The sequence below is a fragment of the uncultured Roseobacter sp. genome (genome assembly GCF_947488185.1).
GTDB lineage: Bacteria > Pseudomonadota > Alphaproteobacteria > Rhodobacterales > Rhodobacteraceae > Roseobacter.
In genome coordinates, this window is sequence record NZ_CANKYM010000001.1 from 389,892 (window position 1) to 408,118 (window position 18,227).

The following is an 18,227-nucleotide window of genomic DNA, read 5'->3' on the forward strand; positions in this document are numbered from 1 at the left end:
CGGATTCTCCGGATCATCTGTCCGCAGCGTTCCCACAGATCGGACACTCCGGGCGGCGCGCAATCGAAATCGTGCGGCTTTCCCCGTAAAGCGCATCATAGATCACCATCTGCCCCCGCAGGACGGTGCCCGCCCCGGTGATCAGTTTGATGGCCTCAGAAGCCATCATCGCCCCAATCACGCCGGGCAAGGGGCTCAACACGCCCGCCTCGGCACAAGAGGGCGCAAGTTCCGGCGCAGGGGCTTGCGGGAAAATACACTGGTAGCAGGGCGCGTCCTGCGCGGGGTCAAAGATGCTCAACTGCCCTTCCCATTGGCTCAGCGCTCCGGAAATCAGTGGCATTTTCTGCGCCACTGCCACCCGGTTGGCCAGGTACCTGGTGTCGAAGTTGTCGGTGCCGTCCAGCACCAGATCATAGTCGGCAAAGAGATCGGCCGCGATCTCTTCGGTCAGACGGCGGTGGTAGGGGCGCACGATCACATACGGGTTCTGTGCGGTCATCTCCGCCTGCGCGGAAAACACCTTGGGCGTCCCAATGGCCGCATCCTTGTGAATGACCTGCCGCTGAAGATTTGCGTTCTCCACCGCGTCATCGTCGATCACGCCAATGGAGCCGACACCCGCAGCCGCCAGATACTGCAGGGCCGGGGCACCAAGCCCGCCCGCGCCGATCACCAGCACCTTCGCCTCTTTCAGCCGCTTCTGACCAGGCCCGCCAATTTCACGGAGCACGATATGGCGGGCGTAGCGGTTCAGTTCCGCCTCGCTAAATCCCGGTTTCGGGGCCGCCTCCATATCGGGTGCCTGCGTAACTTCTGCCCGGCGGCGCAGCGCCAGCAGGATACGGCGATACGCGAAAACCAGAACGGCAAACCCACCCAAGATGAGCCAGAGAGCAGCACTTTCTCCCGTCGCCATGCGCAACGGACTGCCGTCTGGCAAGGTCAGATGAATGATCAGGACACCAACGTAAAGTGCCCCGATCATCGTCAGCCGGGTCGTACGCGGTGCGCCCATCGCGCCGCCGATCCCCCAGAGCGCTGCCGCCATTGCAAGAACCAGCAGCATCAGTGCCCTCCTGTCGACCCAAAGCCGCCCGCGCCCCGCGCGGTTTCGCTGAGCGTCTCAGTGCGGGCAAAACGCGCCTGCACAACCGGGGCCACCACAAGCTGGGCGATGCGCATGCCGTGCGTGACCAGAAAAGGCTGTTCTCCCGCGTTCAGAACGATGATGCCCACCGGGCCACGGTAGTCGCTGTCGATGGTGCCTGGGCTGTTGACCAGCATCAGCCCGTGTTTCAGCGCAAGCCCGGATCGCGGGCGCACCTGCACCTCGAAACCGTGCGGGATTTCCATGGACAGGCCCGTTGGGATCAGAACGCGGGCACCGGGTGTGATTTCGATCTCCCCGTCTGGCAGGTTCGCCCGAATGTCCGCGCCCGCGGCACCTGTCGTTTCATATGACGGCAGGGGCACGGTGGTGTCCGCGCCTTCGCCATAGGTCACTTTCACCTGAACCATATCAACGGCTTCCGTCACGAACTCAGCCCAACGCCGCTGCAATGCGCTCTGCCAGACGGCGCGCCACGTCAGATTTACTCAAGGTGGGCCAGCTCTCCGTGCCACTGTCATCGATGATCACAACCGTATTCTCCGCGCCCCCCATCACGCCGCTGGCCTCGGAGACGTCATTGGCCACGATCCAGTCACAGCCCTTGCGCGCTCGTTTGGCTGTCGCATTCTCCACCACGTCATCTGTTTCCGCGGCAAAGCCGATCACCAATCCGGGGCGCCCTTTCTTCATCTGGGCCACCTGCCGCAGAATGTCCGGGTTCTCTGCAAACTCAAGGCGCGGCAAGCCGTCCTTGCTCTTCTTCAGCTTGCGGGTGCTGGCCCCATCCACCCGCCAATCCGCCACAGCGGCCGCAAAAACTGCCGCATCCGCAGGCAGGGCGGCTTCCACGGCGGCCTGCATTTCCCGTGCCGTCTGCACGCGGATGACCTCGACGCCACCCGGTGGCGGCACATCCGCCGGTCCGGTCACGAAAACCACCTGCGCGCCTTGCGCCGCAAGCGCGCGGGCAATCGCCGTCCCCTGTGCGCCGGAGGAGCGGTTGGCGATATAGCGCACCGGGTCAATCGGCTCATGCGTCGGGCCTGATGTCACGATCAGCCTCTTGCCCGACAGCGGGCCATTCGCGACACGCGCCTCTATCGCCGCCACGATCTCCAGAGGCTCCGCCATACGGCCGGGGCCAAACTCACCACAGGCCATGTCGCCGTCATTGGGCCCGACAACGGACACACCGTCCTGTAACAGGGTCGTCAGGTTGCGCTGGGTCGCGGGATGCTGCCACATGCGTACGTTCATCGCAGGCGCCACAAGCACCGGCGTGTCGGTGGCCAAAAGCACTGTGCTGGCCAGATCATTTGCCAGACCACCGGCCATCTTGGCCATGAGGTCAGCGGTTGCTGGGGCCACGACCACCAGATCAGCAACCCGGCTGAGCTGGATATGCCCCATCTCTGCCTCGTCCGTCAGATCGAAGAGATCGCGGTAAACCTTCTGCCCCGCCAGCGCGGAAACAGAGAGCGGCGTGACAAATTCTTCCCCCGCCTTGGTCAGCACCGGCGTAACGGTTGCGCCCCGCTCACGCAGCCTGCGGATCAGGTCCAGCGATTTGAAAGCCGCTATGCCGCCGCCAATGATCAGAAGAATGCGTTTTCCGGCCAGCATGATGCGCCCTTTCCGGGTGGAATTCTTTCCGACCATATGCCGCGTATGACGCGACCGCCAGCCCCCGCGGATCAGTTAAAGGCATCGCAGGGGTCGCCCCGATCCACGCCCGGGCCATCCGCCGTTGCGTCGAATTGACCTAGCGGGACCGAACCCTCCTCACCCTGCGCCAGAGAAAACACCGCGAGATCGGGTGCGGCATGACGCAGGTAGACCGGCGCGCCCCAATCCGCGCGCGCATGCCCGTTGCCGGTGATGACGACGACAGGTCCGCCCGCGCGCTCATAAGCCTCGAGTGCGGCCAGCGCCAGCGCCGCATCCCGCAGCCGCTGTACGGACACCATCATTGGCAGCAGGTTCTTGGGCAACGCATCGCAATGCGCCTCTGCCTGCAGGGTTTCCCGACGCGCCTGCTGATCCGCCTCAAGCGGTCGATCAAGTCCAAACCGTGCCGCGTCCGCTGCGCCGAAAACCTGCGTCACCTCCTGCTGCATCAGCCCACGCACCTGATCGCGTGGGACCGCCGCACCGTAAATCACCGCCTCAGGCGCGGCATCAAAGATCGGAAAATACATCGCAAAGTCAGGCCAGCCGCTCTCCTCCCATTGCAACGCACGGTTCAGGGTTTCTTCGGAGGTGCGATTGTCATCCGTCACTAAAGCCGCCTGCGCGGGTCTGAGCATTTCAAAAACTACCGCTTTGGGAGCAAGCGCTTCGACCCACGCGGCCTGCAGCGCATGATGGGCCGGGTTGTCATGCTGTTCCCCGATGAACACGACATCGGCAACCTTTGCTGCCGGGGGTGGTACCACGTCTGCAGACGCGAAAGGAGCGGCCAAACCGACCGCCCCCGAGAATATGATTTTTGAGAGTTTTCGCCAGATCACATCAAGAAGTGATGCACTTCGCGTGACTGGTTTTCAAGCGACTTGCGCATTTTACCAAAGGCTGCGGCCTCCAACTGGCGGACGCGCTCTTTGCTGAGGCTCAACTCCTGTCCGAGGCTTTCGAGCGTACGGGGCTGGTCACGCAGCTTGCGTTCCCGCACGATGAACCGCTCCCGGTCATTGAGATCTCCCATGGCTTGCAAGAGCCATTCGCGCAGCTGTTCGGTGTCATGCTGATGCTCGACCGTTTCGGCAGCCTGCGTGCTGTCGTCTTCCAGCGCGTCAATCCATTCACGCCCCTCGTCCTCGGTCGACTGGGTGGCGTTCAGCGAATAATCCGAGCCCGAAAGACGCCCCTCCATCATCTCGACGTCGTGCAACGGCACGCCAATCTCAGTCGAGATCATCTGGCGCAGCTGGTGCCGGTCCAGAACCTCGCCCGCCGCAGCGCTCTCACGCTCCAGCCTCGCCTGGACGCGACGCATGTTGAAGAACAACGATTTTTGCGAAGAGGTCGACCCCGTCCGCACCATCGACCAGTTGCGCATCACGTAGTCCTGGATAGATGCCTTGATCCACCACACGGCATAGGTCGAAAAGCGCACGCCTCTGTCGGGGTCGAACTTATCAGCCGCTTTCATCAGCCCCAGACCTGCTTCCTGAATCAGGTCGTTCATGGGCGCGCCATAGCGTTTGAACTTGGACGCCATGGAAATAGCGAGGCGCATGTAGGCTGTAATCAACCGGTGCAGAGATTTCTCACATCGCTCATCGCGCCAGGCATAGGCGAGACGCAACTCCGTCTCCGCGTCCAAAAGTTCCGCCTTCATCGCTGTTCGAGACAGTGACATATCTCTTGCAGTATCCAAAGCCATAGCGACATCTCCCAGTCAGATGAAGCACACCTTGCCGTGCACAGTTGATATAGATACGCACCATACACCCGATTGGTTCACCGCAAAGGTTGATAAAATGTTGCCAAAATTGACCTTCGTGCTAGGTGGCGCCGCGTCCGGGAAATCGCTTTGGGCCGAAAACCTTTTGTTAAGCAGTCATTTAGCTCCTGTTTACCTTGCCACCTCGCGTGTCTTTGATGACGAAATAAAAATGCGCGTCGAGGTCCATAAATCGCGCAGAAGTGACCGGTGGGTGAATTTTGAGGCACAATTAGAACTAGGGCCCGTTCTGAGGGAGCTGGAATCGGGTCAGGGCGTGCTTATCGACTGTGTCACGATGTGGTTGAGCAACCACATGCTGGATGAAAATGACATCGATGCCGCACAGAGGCGGTTGCTGTCGGACCTCAAATCCTGTGATGCGCCCTGCGTGGTTGTCTCCAACGAGGTGGGGCACGGAATTGTCCCCGAAAACGCGCTCGCCCGGCGGTTTCGCGAGGCTCAGGGCAGGTTGAACATCGCGCTCGCTGCGCAAGCTGATCTGGTGGTCTTTGTGACGGCTGGCCTGCCCACGGTATTGAAAGGGCAACTGCCATGACGGTCTGGCATTGGGTGCGACACGGACCGACACATGAAAAAGCGTTTGTAGGGTGGCGCGATGTGCCCGCCGATCTGTCGGACAAAACGCGCATCAATCGGTTGCAAAACCACTTGCCACAGGAGGCGCTTTTGGTTTCATCCGATCTGATCCGCGCCTCTGCAACAGCGGACGCAGTTCAGCGACCGTCACACCGTCGGCTGCCCAGCGAGCCCGAGTTGCGGGAGTTCAACTTCGGCGTGTGGGACGGGATGCATTTCAGCCAGGTGGCGGAAGAGCACCCGGCGCTCAGCCGCGCCTATTGGGAAACACCCGGTGACGTGAAGCCGCCGGAAGGCGAGAGCTGGAACATGGCGGCGGCCCGCGTGAACGCCCGTGTGGACGCACTCAACGCCGCCCATCCCGATGCGGAGATCATCGCAGTGGCTCATATCGGCGTGATCCTCACGCAGGTGCAACGCGGTCTGGGGGTCACGCCCTACAAGGCGCTGTCCCATGAGATCGACAACCTTTCCTGCACGCGCATCGTCTGGTCAGGCGGAACGCCGACGGTAAGCCAGATCAATCACTGTCCGTGATCCTGCACGCCACAAGAGTTCGTTTGATCCTGGCACTGCCGAACAGATAACGTCATCACCATGACCTACGACTTGTATATCGGCGATCGCACCTTCTCCAGCTGGTCCCTCAGGGGTTGGCTGATGATGGAAAAATTTGGCCTGTCTTACCGGACCCATCTGGTGGGGCTTTACAGCGGCACGATGGCGTCGGACCTTGCGCCGCTGTCACCGGCGCGGCTGGTGCCGGTGCTCCAGACGCCGGATGGCGATATCATCGGCGAGACACTCGCGATGGCCGAAACGCTGGCGGAACGGCACCCAGAGGCCGGATTCTGGCCAGCTGAGGCGCATCTGCGGGCCCGCGCGCGCTGGATCAGCGCGGAGATGGCGTCGGGCTTTGCGGCCCTGCGTGACGCCTGTCCAATGCAGCTGCAGCATGTCAACAAAGGCTTTGAAGCCTCGGACGCCGTGATGGCCGATCTGGACCGCCTTGAAGATATCTGGTCCGCTGCCCGTGCGCTGTCGGGGGCAAAAGACGGATGGCTGATGGGCGACTATTGCCTCGCGGATGTATTCTACGCCCCTGTTGCCGCGCGGATCATCGGCTATGACCTGCCGGTCTCCCAGGCCAGCCGCGCCTATTGCATGAAAGTGATCGACGATCCTGCCTTCAAGACCTGGCGCGCCGACGGGTTGAAGACCAGATACGATCCGTTTCCCTACCCGATGGGTGTGCCTTTGGCGGACTGGCCCGTGTGACCGGGGCCACCGCACACATTAACCTTTCGTAAACACCCCTCACGTACCGATTAACCACGTCGGAATGGAGGGGTGGTTTGGTCTCGGTGGCACATTCGGTTGCGTTTCGCGGGGTGGAAGCATGCCTTGTCGAAGTGCAATGTTCGCTCGCACCCGGTTTGCCGGGGTTCAGCATCGTCGGCCTGCCTGACAAGGCTGTTTCCGAAGCCAAAGAGCGCGTGCGTGCCGCTCTCTCCTGCATGGCGATCGCCTTTCCATCGAAGAAAGTCACCATCAACCTAAGCCCGGCGGATTTGCCGAAAGAAGGCAGCCATTTCGACCTGCCGATTGCTGTCTCGCTGCTCGCAGCGCTTGAGATCATCCCGCGTGACATCACGCAATCCGTCGTGGCCTTGGGGGAATTATCGCTGGACGGCAAGATCGTGCCCGTTACTGGTGCATTGCCCGCCGCCATGACGGCCGCCGCCGAAGGGTTCGGCCTGCTTTGTCCCGAAGAGTGCGGAAAAGAGGCCGCGTGGGTCAGCGACGCCAGGGTGATTGCTGCAAAGTCGCTCGGCGATGTGGTGCGTCATTTCACCGGACAGGTGCCGATTGCGCAAGCTCAACCGGGGGAAGTCGCAGCTTCTGCGCTGACCAAAGACCTGTCGGAAGTCAAAGGGCAGGAGCGCGCCAAACGCGCGTTGGAAATTGCCGCCGCCGGGCACCACCACCTGATCTTCATCGGCACACCGGGATCCGGAAAATCCATGCTGGCACAGCGCCTGCCCGGCATCCTGCCCCCGATGACAGCGCTGGAAGCGCTGGAAACTTCGATGATCCATTCTGTTGCCGGTCTGCTGGACGAAGGCGGCATCACCCGCGACCGGCCCTTTCGCGATCCGCATCACACCTCCTCCATGGCATCGATCATCGGAGGTGGACGCCTGGCGAAGCCGGGTGAAGTGTCGCTGGCCCACAACGGGGTGCTCTTCATGGATGAGTTTCCCGAATACCAGCGAAACGTCCTTGAAACACTGCGCCAGCCGATTGAGACCGGTGAGGTCATGATCTCGCGCGCTAATGCACATGTCAGGTATCCCTGTCGCTTCATGCTGGTTGCAGCGGCAAACCCCTGCAAGTGTGGCTATCTATCCGACCCGGAACGCGCCTGCGCCCGTGTCCCGCAGTGCGGAGAGGATTATCTCGGGCGCATTTCCGGCCCGCTGATGGACCGGTTCGATCTGCGTGTCGATGTGCCCCCTGTCGCCTATACGGACCTGGACCTGCCCGCCAATGGCGAAAAGTCCAGCACCGTCGCCGCACGGGTCGCAGCGGCTCAGGCGGTGCAACAGGCCCGGTTTGGCGACAGGCCGGACATGCGCTCAAATGCCGATGCCGCAGGCGAGGCTCTGGAAGAAATCGCGACACCCGACGCGGAGGGCCGCGATCTGCTGCTGCGTGCAGCGGAGCGGTTCAGACTGTCGGCCCGCGGATACCACCGGGTCATGCGCGTCGCGCGTACCATCGCCGATCTGGAAGGAGCCGACACCGTGCAACGCCCGCATATCGCAGAAGCCATCAGCTTCCGGCTCGTGAGTCCTGCCGACGCCTAGGCCCGACGCGCCTCGATGGCATCCCAAATCTTTGCGGCAATGTTGACACCATCAAATCGCTCCAACTCCTGAATGCCGGTGGGCGAGGTGACGTTAATCTCGGTCAGATAATCCCCGATGACGTCAATCCCGACAAATATCTGACCCTTTTCTTTCAGCAACGGCCCGATGGCCGCGCAGATCTCCTGATCGCGCGCCGTCAGCCCGATCTTTTCAGGCCGCCCGCCCACATGCATGTTGGAGCGGGTCTCCCCCGCTGCAGGCACCCGGTTGATGGCACCGACCGGCTCACCGTCCACGAGGATCACCCGCTTGTCGCCCTTCGACACCGCCGGCAGGAATTTCTGCACGATCAGCGGCTCGCGCGAGAACCCGGTGAACAGCTCATAGAGCGATGACAGGTTACGGTCGTTCGCATCCAGGCGGAAAACACCCGCCCCCCCATTCCCGTAAAGCGGCTTAAGGATGATATCGCCGTGCTTTTCCTTGAAGGCCTTGATCGTCGTCAGATCGCGCGCGATGCTTGTTGGCGGCGTCAGATCGGGAAAGTCGAGCACCAACAGTTTTTCAGGATAGTTGCGCACCCAGAACGGGTCATTCACCACCAGAACCTCCGGCGTCAGCCGGTCCAGCAAATGGGTGGAGGTGATGTAGTGCATGTCAAAGGGCGGGTCCTGTCGCAGCCAGATCACATCGAACCCCGCCAGATCCACTTCACGGGCATGCCCCAGTTGCGCGTGCTCTCCCTGCACCCGCTGCACCCGCAGATCATGGCCGCGCGCCGTGATGCGCCCTTCCTGATAGGCGAGATGGTCAGGTGAATAGAAAAACAACTCATGGCCGCGCGCCTGCGCTTCTTCGGCAAGCCGAAAGGAGCTGTCGGCGTTGATATCCACGTCCCCGATCGGGTCCATCTGAAAGGCGATCTTCATGGCGGCTCCTGCATTGCTCGCCCTTAAATGGCGTAGCCGCAGGAAAGGTTCAATGCCCATGCGGGCAGAAGATCAACTCTCGCCAAAGGCGTTTTCAAGGATTTGCACCTCGCCGAGGCCGTTCACAAGTGCAACGTCAAAACGCGCTTCCGTGAGTGAGCCATTGGGCAGCGTCCCCAGATATTCAGCGGCAGCGGCAAAGATGCGCATCCTCTGCCGCTGACTGATCCTAAGAGCCGCCGCCTCGAAACTGCGGCTCTGCTTTACTTCCACAAAGACCACTTGGTCAGGGGTTTCCATGATCAGATCAATTTCGCCACCTTCACCGCGCCATCGCTTTTCGGCCACCCGAAACCCCAGCGTTTCATAATGACGGGCCACGGTGATTTCCGCAGCACTACCCGCGTGATGTGCCATCTGCCCCCGGGACACAGGCTGCGCAAGCAAGGACATGTCGTCACCCTTTCGAAAGTGCCAGCGCCATCTGGTAGATTTGTCGGCGCGGAACGTCATGGGCCTTGGCCACCATATCCACCGCGTCACGCATGGACAGGGACTGCAAAGCCCGACTCAGGTCTTCTTCTAGGCCATCTTGGCTAACAGTTTCTGAACGGTTCCGGTCGATCAGCACGACAATCTCGCCTTTGACGCTCGCGCCCGCATATACGTCGGCCAGCTCCGCGAGGGTTCCGCGCCGCACCTCTTCGAACTTCTTGGTCAGTTCCCGGCACACTGCGGCCTGCCGTTCAGGCCCCAAAGCCTTGCGCGCATCGGCCAGCATAGCGGCCAGTCGCTTGGCGGATTCGTAAAAAACCAATGTGCCGGGCACCTCACGCAGTGCATCCAAGGCGCCCCGCCGCGCCGCCTTGGCGTTGGGCAGGAAACCGGAGAAGTGAAAGGCATCTGTCGGCAAACCGGCCAGAACCAGCGCCGTGAGGATAGCCGACGGACCGGGCGCGCAGGTCTGCATCACCCCCGCCTCTCCTGCGGCCCGGCTCAATTCGAAGCCTGGGTCCGCGATGAGCGGCATCCCCGCCTCGGACGCATAGGCAACAGATTGGCCCTCCGCCACGGCGCTCAGCAAGCGCTGCGTCACGCCATCCTTGCTGTGATCGTGCAGCGCCACCAGCGGCCTGCTCGCCAGCGGGATGCCGTGAATATCCATCAGACGCCGCAGACTGCGGGTATCTTCCGCCGCCAAAACATCCGCCGATGCCAGAACATCCAGCGCCCGCAAGGTGATATCGCGCGCCGTTCCAATCGGCACGCCCACGAAATACAGACCCGCGCGCAAAGGCACCTTTTGGTAATTCAACGCTGGACCCGCCTTTCCTGACGTCTATGATTGCCGCAACCGCGCTCTTTCGCGCCGAAAACTTTGATTGCTGGAGTATCCGCATATGTTTGCCGTTTTCCCATCCGCCCGCAAGGTCGTGCAGCTGATTGCCCTGCCCTTTGTCGCCTTGGCGCTCGCGGCCTGTGACACCATTCCGGGCGGCGGCTTTGGTGGCGGGCCCAGCATCAATACCGGCGACGCGGTGCCGGTTGCCCTGCTAGTACCTGGCGGCTCAGGCCTTACAACGGACGAATTGCTGTCACAAAGCCTTGAAAACGCAGCGCGTCTCGCCATGCGGGACCTGAACGGTGCAACGATCGATTTGCGAGTGTATCAGACGGCAGGAGACGCAGGAACAGCCGCTGCGCGGGCACAGCAGGCGGTTGATGACGGCGCAAAAATCATCTTGGGGCCGGTCTATGCAGCCTCCGCCAATGCCGTGGGGAACGCGGTTGCTGGTGACAATGTCGCCGTACTCTCGTTTTCGAACAACGCTGCCATTGCAGGCGGCAATGTTTTCGTGCTTGGGCCAACCTTTCAGAACACCGCCAACCGCGTGGTTGGCTATGCGCGGTCCCAGGGCAAGCAGCGGTTCGTCGTCGTGCATGGGCAGGATTCTGCTGGCACTCAGGGCCGGGATGTCATTTCACGGGCAGTGACGGCACAGGGCGCGTCTGTTGTCGGCACGGTCGGCTACGCTCTGTCACAACAGGACGTGATCGCGGCCATTCCGCAGATTAAATCCGCCGTGGAAGGGAACGCGGCGGATGCCATCTTCATGACCACTGACACGGCCAGCGCGCTGCCGCTGCTCTCCCAACTCTTGCCCGAGGCCGGTGTGACGTCGGAGACGTCGCAGTTCATGGGACTGACCCGCTGGGATATTCCTGCCCAGACGCTCAGTCTGCCCGGGGTGCAGGGTGGCTGGTTTGCGGTCCCGGATCCTGCAGCCTCAGCAACCTTCAGCGCGCAGTATCAAGGGGCCTATGGTGGTGTTCCCCATCCCATCGGCGGATTGGCCTTTGACGGGATTGCCGCCATTGGTGCGCTGGTGAGCCAGGGCAACGCTGATGCGCTCACGGGGGCAGCCCTGACACAGGGCGCCGGCTTCCGGGGCGCCAGCGGTATCTTCCGGCTGCGCGCGGATGGCACCAATGAACGCGGCCTTGCGGTGGCCACGATTACCGATGCCCAGGTGACCATTCTCAGCCCCGCCCCTCAATCCTTCGGCGGCGCAGGTTTCTAAGGCAGGCTCATGTCCCTTCCAGTCCAGCAGGTCGATGCCCCTTTGGTGGAGGGATTGATCTGTGCTCCAGACCTGATCTTTGACAAGGCCTCTTTCAATGAGGAGTTGACGTCGGCGCTTGCCGAGCAAAAAACCCCTGGCGATATCCGTACCGCCGCCGTGAACCTGTTGCGTGGCCGTCAGAAAGAGGCGCGCGCGCGCATCGCAGCGGCCTTTGCCGAACACCCCTTTGACGCCCGTCCGATGACGCGGGCCTATACCTATCTCACCGACCAACTGGTGACATCCGCGCTCTACGTGGCGCGCGAGGTCCTGCACCCCAAACCCAATCCGACGGCCAGCGAACACCTCGCGGTGATTGCGGTGGGGGGGTATGGACGCGGTGAAATGGCGCCTTTTTCAGACGTCGATCTGCTATTCCTGACACCCTACAAGATCACGGCCTGGGCGGAGAGCGTGATTGAATCCATGCTCTACATCCTGTGGGACCTGAAACTGAAGGTCGGCCATGCCAGCCGGACGGTCAAAGAGTGCCTGCGACTGGGAACCGACGATTTCACCATCCGCACCGCGATGCTAGAACAACGCTATTTGGCGGGCGATCAGGCGCTGGCCGACACGCTGGCGCAACGGCTGCGCAAGGATCTCTTTGCCGGGTCCGAACGTGAATTCATCGAGGCCAAGCTGGCCGAACGCGAAAACCGTCATATCAAGCAGGGCCAGCGGTACGTGGTGGAGCCCAATGTGAAAGAGGGCAAGGGCGGGTTGCGCGACCTGCAATCGCTCTATTGGATCGCAAAATACGTGCATAACGTGAGGGACGTCGCCGATCTGGTGACCCTCGGTGTCTTCACCGAAGACGAATTGCGCGGTTTTGCGGCTGCGGAGGATTTCCTCTGGGCGGTGCGGGGGCATCTGCATCTGTTGTCGAAACGTGCCTCGGAACAACTGACCTTTGACATGCAGGTGCAGGTGGCCGATGCGATGGGATATGAGGACACCAAGGGCCGCCGCGCGGTCGAGGTGTTCATGCAGCACTACTTCCTGCATGCCACGGAAGTGGGCGATCTGACCCGCATCTTCCTGACCAAACTGGAAGCCGACCATGTCAAGGCAGAGCCCATTCTGGAGCGGATTTTCCGGCGGCGTCCAAGGGTCAAGGCCAACTATATGGTGGTCAACAACCGCATCGCGATCAAAGATGACACGGTCTTTCTCTCCGACAAGCTGAACCTGCTGCGGCTCTTCGAGGAAGCACTGCGCACCGGCATGCTGATCCACCCCGATGCCATGCGTCTCATCAAATCCAACCTGCATCTCATCGACGATGAGGTGCGGACCGCCCCCGAAGCACAGCGGATTTTCTTTGATCTGCTGTTGAAACACGGCAACCCGGAACGCGCGCTCAGAAGGATGAACGAGTTGGGGGTGCTCGGGGCCTTTGTGCCCGAGTTCGAACCGATCGTGGCGATGATGCAATTCAACATGTATCACAGCTACACCGTGGATGAGCACATCATCCAATGCATCAAGAACCTGGCGCAGATCGAGCGGGGCGAGCTGGAAGAAGACCTGCCGGTCGCCTCCTCGATCCTAAAACGCGGCGTGGATCGCAAGGTGCTCTATACCGCGCTGCTGATCCATGACATCGGCAAGGGGCGGTCCGAGGACCATTCGATCCTCGGCGCCCAAATGGCGCGCAAGATCGCCCCGCGCCTTGGCCTGAACAAGGCCGACACGGAAACAGTGGAATGGCTGGTGCGCTATCATCTGCTGATGTCGGATATGGCGCAGAAACGCGACATCGCCGATCCGCGCACCGTGCGCGACTTTGCCAAGGCGGTGCAGACCGTGAAACGGCTTGATCTGCTTTGCGTGCTGACGGTCTGCGACATCCGTGGCGTGGGGCCGAACACCTGGAACAACTGGAAAGCCGTGCTGATCCGCGCCCTTTACCGGCAAACCCAGCGCGCATTAGAAACCGGCCTGGAGGATCTCAATCGCGAAAACCGAGGTGTGGAGGCGAAACGCGCCCTGCGCGAGGCGCTCAGCGACTGGCCCCGCAAGGAACTGCAGGCAGAGACCGCCCGCCACTACGATCCCTACTGGCAGGCACTGCATGTCACCGCCCACGTGGTCTTTGCCAAGATGTTGCGCGACATAAAAGACGGCGAGATTCTGATCGACCTGCACCCAGATGAGGATCGCGACGCCACTCGCGCCTGTTTCGTCATGGCAGATCACCCCGGCATTTTTGCCCGCCTTGCCGGGGCCTTGGCGCTGGTGGGGGCGAATGTCGTCGATGCGCGCAGCTACACCACCAAGGACGGGATGGTGACCGACGCCTATTGGATCCAGGACGCGGAGGGGAACCCCTATGACGCTGCCCGCCTGCCCCGCCTGCGCCAGATGATCGAAAAGACCCTGCGTGGCGAGGTTGTCGCGCGCGATGCGCTGAAATCCCGCGACAAGGTCAAGAAGCGCGAACGTGCCTTCAAGGTGCCCACGCATATCACCTTCGACAACGAAGGGTCGGAAATCTACACGATCATTGAGGTGGACACGCGCGACCGACCTGGGCTGCTCTATGATCTGGCGCGCACGCTGGCCACCGCCAATGTCTACATCGCCAATGCCGTCATCGCGACCTACGGCGAACAGGTGGTCGATACCTTCTACGTCAAGGATATGTTCGGGCTGAAGTACTACGCGACCAGCAAACAGCGCGCGCTTGAGAAGAAGCTGCGCCAGGCCATTGATGATGGCGTTGAAAGGGCGCGCGAGTGAAGCCTATCCGCCTGATCTCGGGCCTCTTCACCGTCGGCGGCTGGACATTGATGAGCCGCATCCTCGGCTTTGTCCGGGATGCGATGATCCTTGCCTTGCTGGGCACGGGGCCACTCTACCAGGCCTATGTCGTTGCTTTTCGCCTGCCCAATATGTTCCGCCGCTTCTTTGCCGAAGGCGCGTTCAACATGGCTTTCGTGCCGATGTTTTCCAAACGGCTGGAAGGCGGGGACGATCCGGACGGGTTTGCCTCGGACGCATTTGCGGGTCTGGCGACGGTTCTGATCGGTCTGACGCTGGTGGCGATGGCAGCGATGCCGTGGCTGATCTACGCGCTGGCCTCCGGGTTTGCGGGTCAGGAACAGTTCGGATTGTCGGTTGAATTCGGGCGCATCGCCTTCCCCTACGTCCTTTTCATCTCGCTCGCCGCCCTTCTATCGGGGATGTTGAACGCCTCCGGTCGCTTTGCGGCGGCGGCAGCAGCCCCTGTCCTGCTCAACATATTCCTGGTCGGCGCGATGGCCGCTGCGGCCTGGCTGGGCGGTGATGTGGCGCGGGCGCTTATCTGGGCCATTCCGGTCGCGGGTGTGGCGCAATTCGCGCTGTTATGGATTGCTGTGCGCAAGGCAGGCTTTGCCCTGAAACCGCGACGGCCGCGCCTGACCCCGGCCATGCGCCGGTTGATCCGGGTTGCGATCCCGGCAGCGCTGGCGGGGGGCGTGGTGCAGGTCAACCTGCTGGTCGGCCAACAAGTCGCCAGCTATTTCGACAAGGCCGTCGGGTGGCTTTTCGCGGCGGACAGGCTCTACCAGCTCCCGCTGGGTGTGGTGGGTATTGCCGTGGGGGTCGTGCTGCTACCGGATCTGTCGCGCCGCCTTCAGGCCCGCGATGATACCGGGGCAAAATCCGCGCTCAGCCGGGCGGCGGAAATCTCGCTGGCCCTCACGATCCCGGCAGCTGTGGCGCTGATGATCATTCCCTTCCCGCTGGTCTCTGTCCTCTTTGAGCGCGGGGCTGCCACCGTGGACGATACCGCCGCCATCGCCGTGGCCGTTGCGATCTATGGGCTGGGGCTGCCCGCCTTTGTTCTGCAGAAAATCCTGCAGCCCCTGTTTTTCGCGCGCGAGGACACCCGACGGCCCTTTCACTACGCGGTTGTGTCGATGGTCGTGAATGCGGCGCTGGCCATTGGGCTGGCCCCCGTTGTGGGCTGGATTGCGCCCGCCATTGCGACAACCGTTGCCGCCTGGGTGATGGTGGCCCTTTTGCGCGTCGGCGCAAAAAGCTACGGCGATGTGGCGCAATTCGATGCACGGTTCCGCAGTCGCATCTGGCGCATGGTTGTCGCCTCGGCGGTCATGGGGGCGGCTCTGTGGTTCAGCAACGTGACCCTGAGCCCGTTCCTCGGCATCCCTTGGTGGCGGGCACTGGCGTTGATGGTGCTGATCGGGATTGGCATGATCAGCTATTTCGGCACCGCACATCTGATCGGTGCGATCAGAATTGGCGAAATCCGTCAGGCACTGGGTCGGTCCCGCAGCGGCACTTGATCAGTCGCGGCGCAACGCTGCCAGAACCCGCGTGATCCCGCCGGGCACCAGAGCCGCAGACGCCCCAAAGCCAAAGAAGAAGGCGGCAAGATCGGCAACCCAGCCATTTCCCACATCAAAGAAGACGCCCCAGATCAACTGCAGCCCCATCAGCATCGCGATCAGGCTAAAGGCGCGCAGTTGTTCCTCTCCCCTCGCCGCGAGGCTCTGCCACATCACGAAGGAATAGCCGCCGATGAGGCCATAGACCGCCGGAAAGCCGCCAATCAGCCAATTGGGATCGTTGAGCAGCAGAGCGTAGACCAGCGCGCCGAAGATCGCGCCGCCGAAGAACAGAACCAGCACGGCCAGTTGCCCCATCGTCTCGCCCACAAGCTTGCCAAGCGCCAGCAGCAGCACTGCCGCGAAGAGCGCCGAGGTGAAGCCGGAGTGCACGAAGGAATAGGTCAAGAACCGTTGCAGGTGCTCGGGCAACCAGCGGCCATTGGTGACCATCCAGTCGAAGATATCGCCTGAAAACGCGTAAGCTTCCACCGATGCCAACCGCCATCCCACGGCCTCGGGCCCCCCGATCAGACCGCGCGCGCCGAGGCTGAACGCAACCTCCGGCAGGGCAATCGCCAGAAACAGGATCACCACCACGGGCGGCAAGGGATTGACCGGGGAGGCTTCTTTGTGGTCGTGCATGGGCTCATTCCTTGACGCTGCTCTGACCCATGGGTAAGGCACCTCAAACTGCTTTTCCAGTGAGAACGGAGCCCGAAATGACCACCCCGACTTTTACGCCGCGTGTTTTTTCCGGCATTCAGCCATCGGGCGGGCTGACGCTGGGCAATTACCTGGGTGCGATCAAACGGTTTGTCAGCATGCAGGACGAGGCGTTCGAGACGATCTATTGCATGGTTGATCTGCACGCCATCACCGTCTGGCAGGACCCGGCGGACCTGCGCCGCAACACGCGCGAGCTTGCGGCGGGGTTCATCGCAAGCGGTATCAGCCCGGAGAAATCCATCCTGATTAACCAGAGCCAGGTGCCGGAGCACGCGCAGCTGGCCTGGATTTTCAACTGCGTGGCGCGCATGGGCTGGATGAAACGCATGACCCAGTTCAAGGATAAGGCCGGCAAAAATGCCGAGGCCGCCTCGCTGGGCCTTTTCGGCTACCCGGCGCTGATGGCGGCCGACATTCTCATTTATCATGCGACCCATGTGCCCGTCGGCGAGGACCAGAAACAGCACCTGGAACTGACCCGCGACATCGCCGCCAAGTTCAACCACGACTACGGCGTTGACTTCTTTCCGCTGACCGAACCGGTGATCGAAGGGGCGGCCACGCGTGTCATGTCGTTGCGTGATGGGTCCAAAAAGATGTCCAAATCCGATCCGTCAGATGCATCGCGGATCAATATGACCGATGACGCCGACACGATTGCAAAGAAGATCCGCAAGGCCAAGACCGATCCAGATGCGCTGCCCTCGGAAGCTGAAGGGCTTGCCGACCGGCCCGAGGCGCGCAATCTGGTGAACATCTACGCCGCGTTGAATGATCAATCGGTGGCTGAGGTGCTGCGGGATGTCGGAGGCCAGCAATTCGGGGCCTTCAAGCCGCTGCTGGCAGAGCTGGCCGTCTCAAAGCTCTCCCCGATCTCAAGCGAGATGGCACGGCTGATGGCCGACCCGTCAGAGATTGACCAAATCCTGAAACGTGGCGCGAGACAGGCGCGGGACATCACGGCGCCTATTCTTGAGAAGACTTACGAGATTGTCGGCATGGTGCGTTAAGCTTCGGACCACAGACCGTGCAGCAAAGACCTGCCCTTTGTCGCGCTTACAGTTGACGCTTCTTTGCGCCAGAGCATGGCCTGTTCCGCAGAGCAGGTGCTCAGTTTGATTTTGGCGTCCTCGATACGCAAGCTGCTCAGTACGAAGTATGATGCGCTGAAAACAAACAAGCCGTTTGCGAGACTTTTGCAGATAAGGCTGAAAACCACCTGATCTTCTGTCGTGTATATGCCTTGCAAGAACATAAGAACGGCAGCGGCAAAAGCACCTCCGCTTACCCAAATATCGAACAGAAAACGCCGCACACCAAACACTTTGGCAATCGTCAGCGCCGGGTTCTCTTTCTGGCAGCGCTGGTTTGCCCGGTGCGCAAGCGCGGCACCTACCAAGCCTGCTCCGATCACAAAGAAGAAACCCGTCCAGAGGATTGCGACAACGAGAAGCAACGTAAGACAAAAGCAAAACAACGCCATCCGCTTGAGCCCAACGGACTGCAGATAATTACGGCCTGACATCAGGAAATCTTCGATGCGTTTCATACGGTTATCCTCACCCGAACCATAAGA

At 61.4% G+C, this 18,227-nt stretch carries 18 protein-coding genes; 8 read left to right on the forward strand and 10 right to left on the reverse strand.

Annotation, left to right across the window (positions count from 1 at the left end; genetic code table 11):
- Positions 1-13: 13 nt before the first annotated feature.
- The 5 genes from Q1A52_RS02165 to Q1A52_RS02185 form a co-directional block, all read right to left on the reverse strand.
- Positions 14-1,069 (reverse strand): molybdopterin-synthase adenylyltransferase MoeB, encoded by a 1,056-nt coding sequence (locus tag Q1A52_RS02165; RefSeq protein ID WP_300010219.1) that lies wholly within the window; start codon positions 1,067-1,069, stop codon positions 14-16.
- Positions 1,069-1,521, reverse strand: a complete 453-nt coding sequence (gene dut, locus Q1A52_RS02170; protein ID WP_300012123.1) for a dUTP diphosphatase — start codon at positions 1,519-1,521, stop codon at positions 1,069-1,071. Before dut ends, Q1A52_RS02165 begins: the two co-directional genes overlap by 1 nt.
- A gap of 22 nt (positions 1,522-1,543) precedes the next feature.
- Positions 1,544-2,737, reverse strand: coding sequence for a bifunctional phosphopantothenoylcysteine decarboxylase/phosphopantothenate--cysteine ligase CoaBC (gene coaBC / locus Q1A52_RS02175; RefSeq protein WP_300010222.1), 1,194 nt, complete (start codon positions 2,735-2,737; stop codon positions 1,544-1,546).
- Between the two features lie 71 nt (positions 2,738-2,808).
- Complete coding sequence (locus Q1A52_RS02180; RefSeq protein ID WP_300010225.1) at positions 2,809-3,549, reverse strand: ChaN family lipoprotein; 741 nt, start codon at positions 3,547-3,549, stop codon at positions 2,809-2,811.
- Between the two features lie 71 nt (positions 3,550-3,620).
- The gene (locus Q1A52_RS02185; protein WP_195819608.1) at positions 3,621-4,499 is read right to left on the reverse strand and encodes an RNA polymerase factor sigma-32; all 879 of its coding nucleotides are present in this window, start codon (positions 4,497-4,499) and stop codon (positions 3,621-3,623) included.
- A gap of 19 nt (positions 4,500-4,518) precedes the next feature.
- On the opposite strand from Q1A52_RS02185, the gene cobU reads away from it, so the two are divergent.
- From cobU to Q1A52_RS02205, 4 genes are all read left to right on the forward strand, one after another.
- Entirely contained in the window at positions 4,519-5,118 is a 600-nt protein-coding gene (cobU, locus tag Q1A52_RS02190) for a bifunctional adenosylcobinamide kinase/adenosylcobinamide-phosphate guanylyltransferase (RefSeq protein WP_367277980.1), read from the forward strand.
- Positions 5,115-5,696 (forward strand): histidine phosphatase family protein, encoded by a 582-nt coding sequence (locus Q1A52_RS02195; RefSeq protein WP_300010228.1) that lies wholly within the window; start codon positions 5,115-5,117, stop codon positions 5,694-5,696. The genes cobU and Q1A52_RS02195 overlap by 4 nt, the downstream gene beginning before the upstream one ends.
- 60 nt (positions 5,697-5,756) lie before the next feature.
- The gene (locus tag Q1A52_RS02200) at positions 5,757-6,437 is read left to right on the forward strand and encodes a glutathione S-transferase (RefSeq protein WP_300010231.1); all 681 of its coding nucleotides are present in this window, start codon (positions 5,757-5,759) and stop codon (positions 6,435-6,437) included.
- 77 nt (positions 6,438-6,514) lie between these two features.
- Positions 6,515-8,029: a YifB family Mg chelatase-like AAA ATPase gene (locus Q1A52_RS02205; protein ID WP_300010235.1), complete on the forward strand. Its 1,515-nt coding sequence runs from the start codon at positions 6,515-6,517 to the stop codon at positions 8,027-8,029.
- Here Q1A52_RS02205 and gshB read toward each other — a convergent pair.
- The 3 genes from gshB to rsmI all read right to left on the reverse strand — a co-directional run bounded on the left by gshB (position 8,026) and on the right by rsmI (position 10,276).
- Positions 8,026-8,961: a glutathione synthase gene (gshB, locus tag Q1A52_RS02210; protein ID WP_299780735.1), complete on the reverse strand. Its 936-nt coding sequence runs from the start codon at positions 8,959-8,961 to the stop codon at positions 8,026-8,028. The two genes, Q1A52_RS02205 and gshB, sit on opposite strands and share 4 nt — an antisense overlap.
- A 72-nt stretch (positions 8,962-9,033) precedes the next feature.
- Complete coding sequence (locus Q1A52_RS02215; protein ID WP_300010238.1) at positions 9,034-9,414, reverse strand: YraN family protein; 381 nt, start codon at positions 9,412-9,414, stop codon at positions 9,034-9,036.
- Positions 9,415-9,418: 4 nt separating this feature from the next.
- Positions 9,419-10,276 carry a 16S rRNA (cytidine(1402)-2'-O)-methyltransferase gene (gene rsmI, locus Q1A52_RS02220; RefSeq protein WP_300010241.1) on the reverse strand — a complete coding sequence of 286 codons (858 nt, stop codon included), beginning with the start codon at positions 10,274-10,276 and terminating at the stop codon, positions 9,419-9,421.
- Between the two features lie 85 nt (positions 10,277-10,361).
- Between rsmI and Q1A52_RS02225 the strand changes: the two genes are divergently transcribed.
- Genes Q1A52_RS02225 through murJ form a run of 3 tightly spaced genes read left to right on the forward strand, consistent with a single transcriptional unit; the run spans position 10,362 to position 15,880 of the window.
- A complete protein-coding gene (locus Q1A52_RS02225) occupies positions 10,362-11,543 on the forward strand; it encodes a penicillin-binding protein activator (RefSeq protein ID WP_300010244.1) in 1,182 nt (393 codons plus the stop codon).
- Between the two features lie 9 nt (positions 11,544-11,552).
- Positions 11,553-14,330: a [protein-PII] uridylyltransferase gene (locus Q1A52_RS02230; RefSeq protein ID WP_300010248.1), complete on the forward strand. Its 2,778-nt coding sequence runs from the start codon at positions 11,553-11,555 to the stop codon at positions 14,328-14,330.
- Positions 14,327-15,880: a murein biosynthesis integral membrane protein MurJ gene (gene murJ, locus Q1A52_RS02235; RefSeq protein ID WP_300010251.1), complete on the forward strand. Its 1,554-nt coding sequence runs from the start codon at positions 14,327-14,329 to the stop codon at positions 15,878-15,880. Before Q1A52_RS02230 ends, murJ begins: the two co-directional genes overlap by 4 nt.
- Here murJ and Q1A52_RS02240 read toward each other — a convergent pair whose 3' ends face one another.
- Positions 15,881-16,567 (reverse strand): rhomboid family intramembrane serine protease, encoded by a 687-nt coding sequence (locus Q1A52_RS02240; RefSeq protein WP_300010254.1) that lies wholly within the window; start codon positions 16,565-16,567, stop codon positions 15,881-15,883.
- A gap of 77 nt (positions 16,568-16,644) precedes the next feature.
- On the opposite strand from Q1A52_RS02240, the gene trpS reads away from it, so the two are divergent.
- Positions 16,645-17,661, forward strand: coding sequence for a tryptophan--tRNA ligase (trpS, locus tag Q1A52_RS02245; protein WP_300010257.1), 1,017 nt, complete (start codon positions 16,645-16,647; stop codon positions 17,659-17,661).
- Here the strand turns inward: trpS and Q1A52_RS02250 are convergent.
- Positions 17,658-18,200 (reverse strand): hypothetical protein, encoded by a 543-nt coding sequence (locus Q1A52_RS02250; protein WP_300010260.1) that lies wholly within the window; start codon positions 18,198-18,200, stop codon positions 17,658-17,660. The two genes, trpS and Q1A52_RS02250, sit on opposite strands and share 4 nt — an antisense overlap.
- Positions 18,201-18,227: the final 27 nt, after the last annotated feature.

Coding starts and splice junctions, on each gene's coding strand:
- Q1A52_RS02165 (WP_300010219.1), bottom strand. CDS start 1,069: ATGCTGCTGGTTCTTGCAATGGCGGCAGCGCTCTGGGGGATCGGCGGC.
- dut (WP_300012123.1), bottom strand. CDS start 1,521: ATGGTTCAGGTGAAAGTGACCTATGGCGAAGGCGCGGACACCACCGTG.
- coaBC (WP_300010222.1), bottom strand. CDS start 2,737: ATGCTGGCCGGAAAACGCATTCTTCTGATCATTGGCGGCGGCATAGCG.
- Q1A52_RS02185 (WP_195819608.1), bottom strand. CDS start 4,499: ATGGCTTTGGATACTGCAAGAGATATGTCACTGTCTCGAACAGCGATG.
- cobU (WP_367277980.1), top strand. CDS start 4,519: ATGAAGCACACCTTGCCGTGCACAGTTGATATAGATACGCACCATACA.
- Q1A52_RS02195 (WP_300010228.1), top strand. CDS start 5,115: ATGACGGTCTGGCATTGGGTGCGACACGGACCGACACATGAAAAAGCG.
- Q1A52_RS02200 (WP_300010231.1), top strand. CDS start 5,757: ATGACCTACGACTTGTATATCGGCGATCGCACCTTCTCCAGCTGGTCC.
- gshB (WP_299780735.1), bottom strand. CDS start 8,961: ATGAAGATCGCCTTTCAGATGGACCCGATCGGGGACGTGGATATCAAC.
- Q1A52_RS02215 (WP_300010238.1), bottom strand. CDS start 9,414: ATGTCCTTGCTTGCGCAGCCTGTGTCCCGGGGGCAGATGGCACATCAC.
- Q1A52_RS02225 (WP_300010244.1), top strand. CDS start 10,362: ATGTTTGCCGTTTTCCCATCCGCCCGCAAGGTCGTGCAGCTGATTGCC.
- Q1A52_RS02230 (WP_300010248.1), top strand. CDS start 11,553: ATGTCCCTTCCAGTCCAGCAGGTCGATGCCCCTTTGGTGGAGGGATTG.
- Q1A52_RS02240 (WP_300010254.1), bottom strand. CDS start 16,567: ATGCACGACCACAAAGAAGCCTCCCCGGTCAATCCCTTGCCGCCCGTG.
- trpS (WP_300010257.1), top strand. CDS start 16,645: ATGACCACCCCGACTTTTACGCCGCGTGTTTTTTCCGGCATTCAGCCA.
- Q1A52_RS02250 (WP_300010260.1), bottom strand. CDS start 18,200: ATGAAACGCATCGAAGATTTCCTGATGTCAGGCCGTAATTATCTGCAG.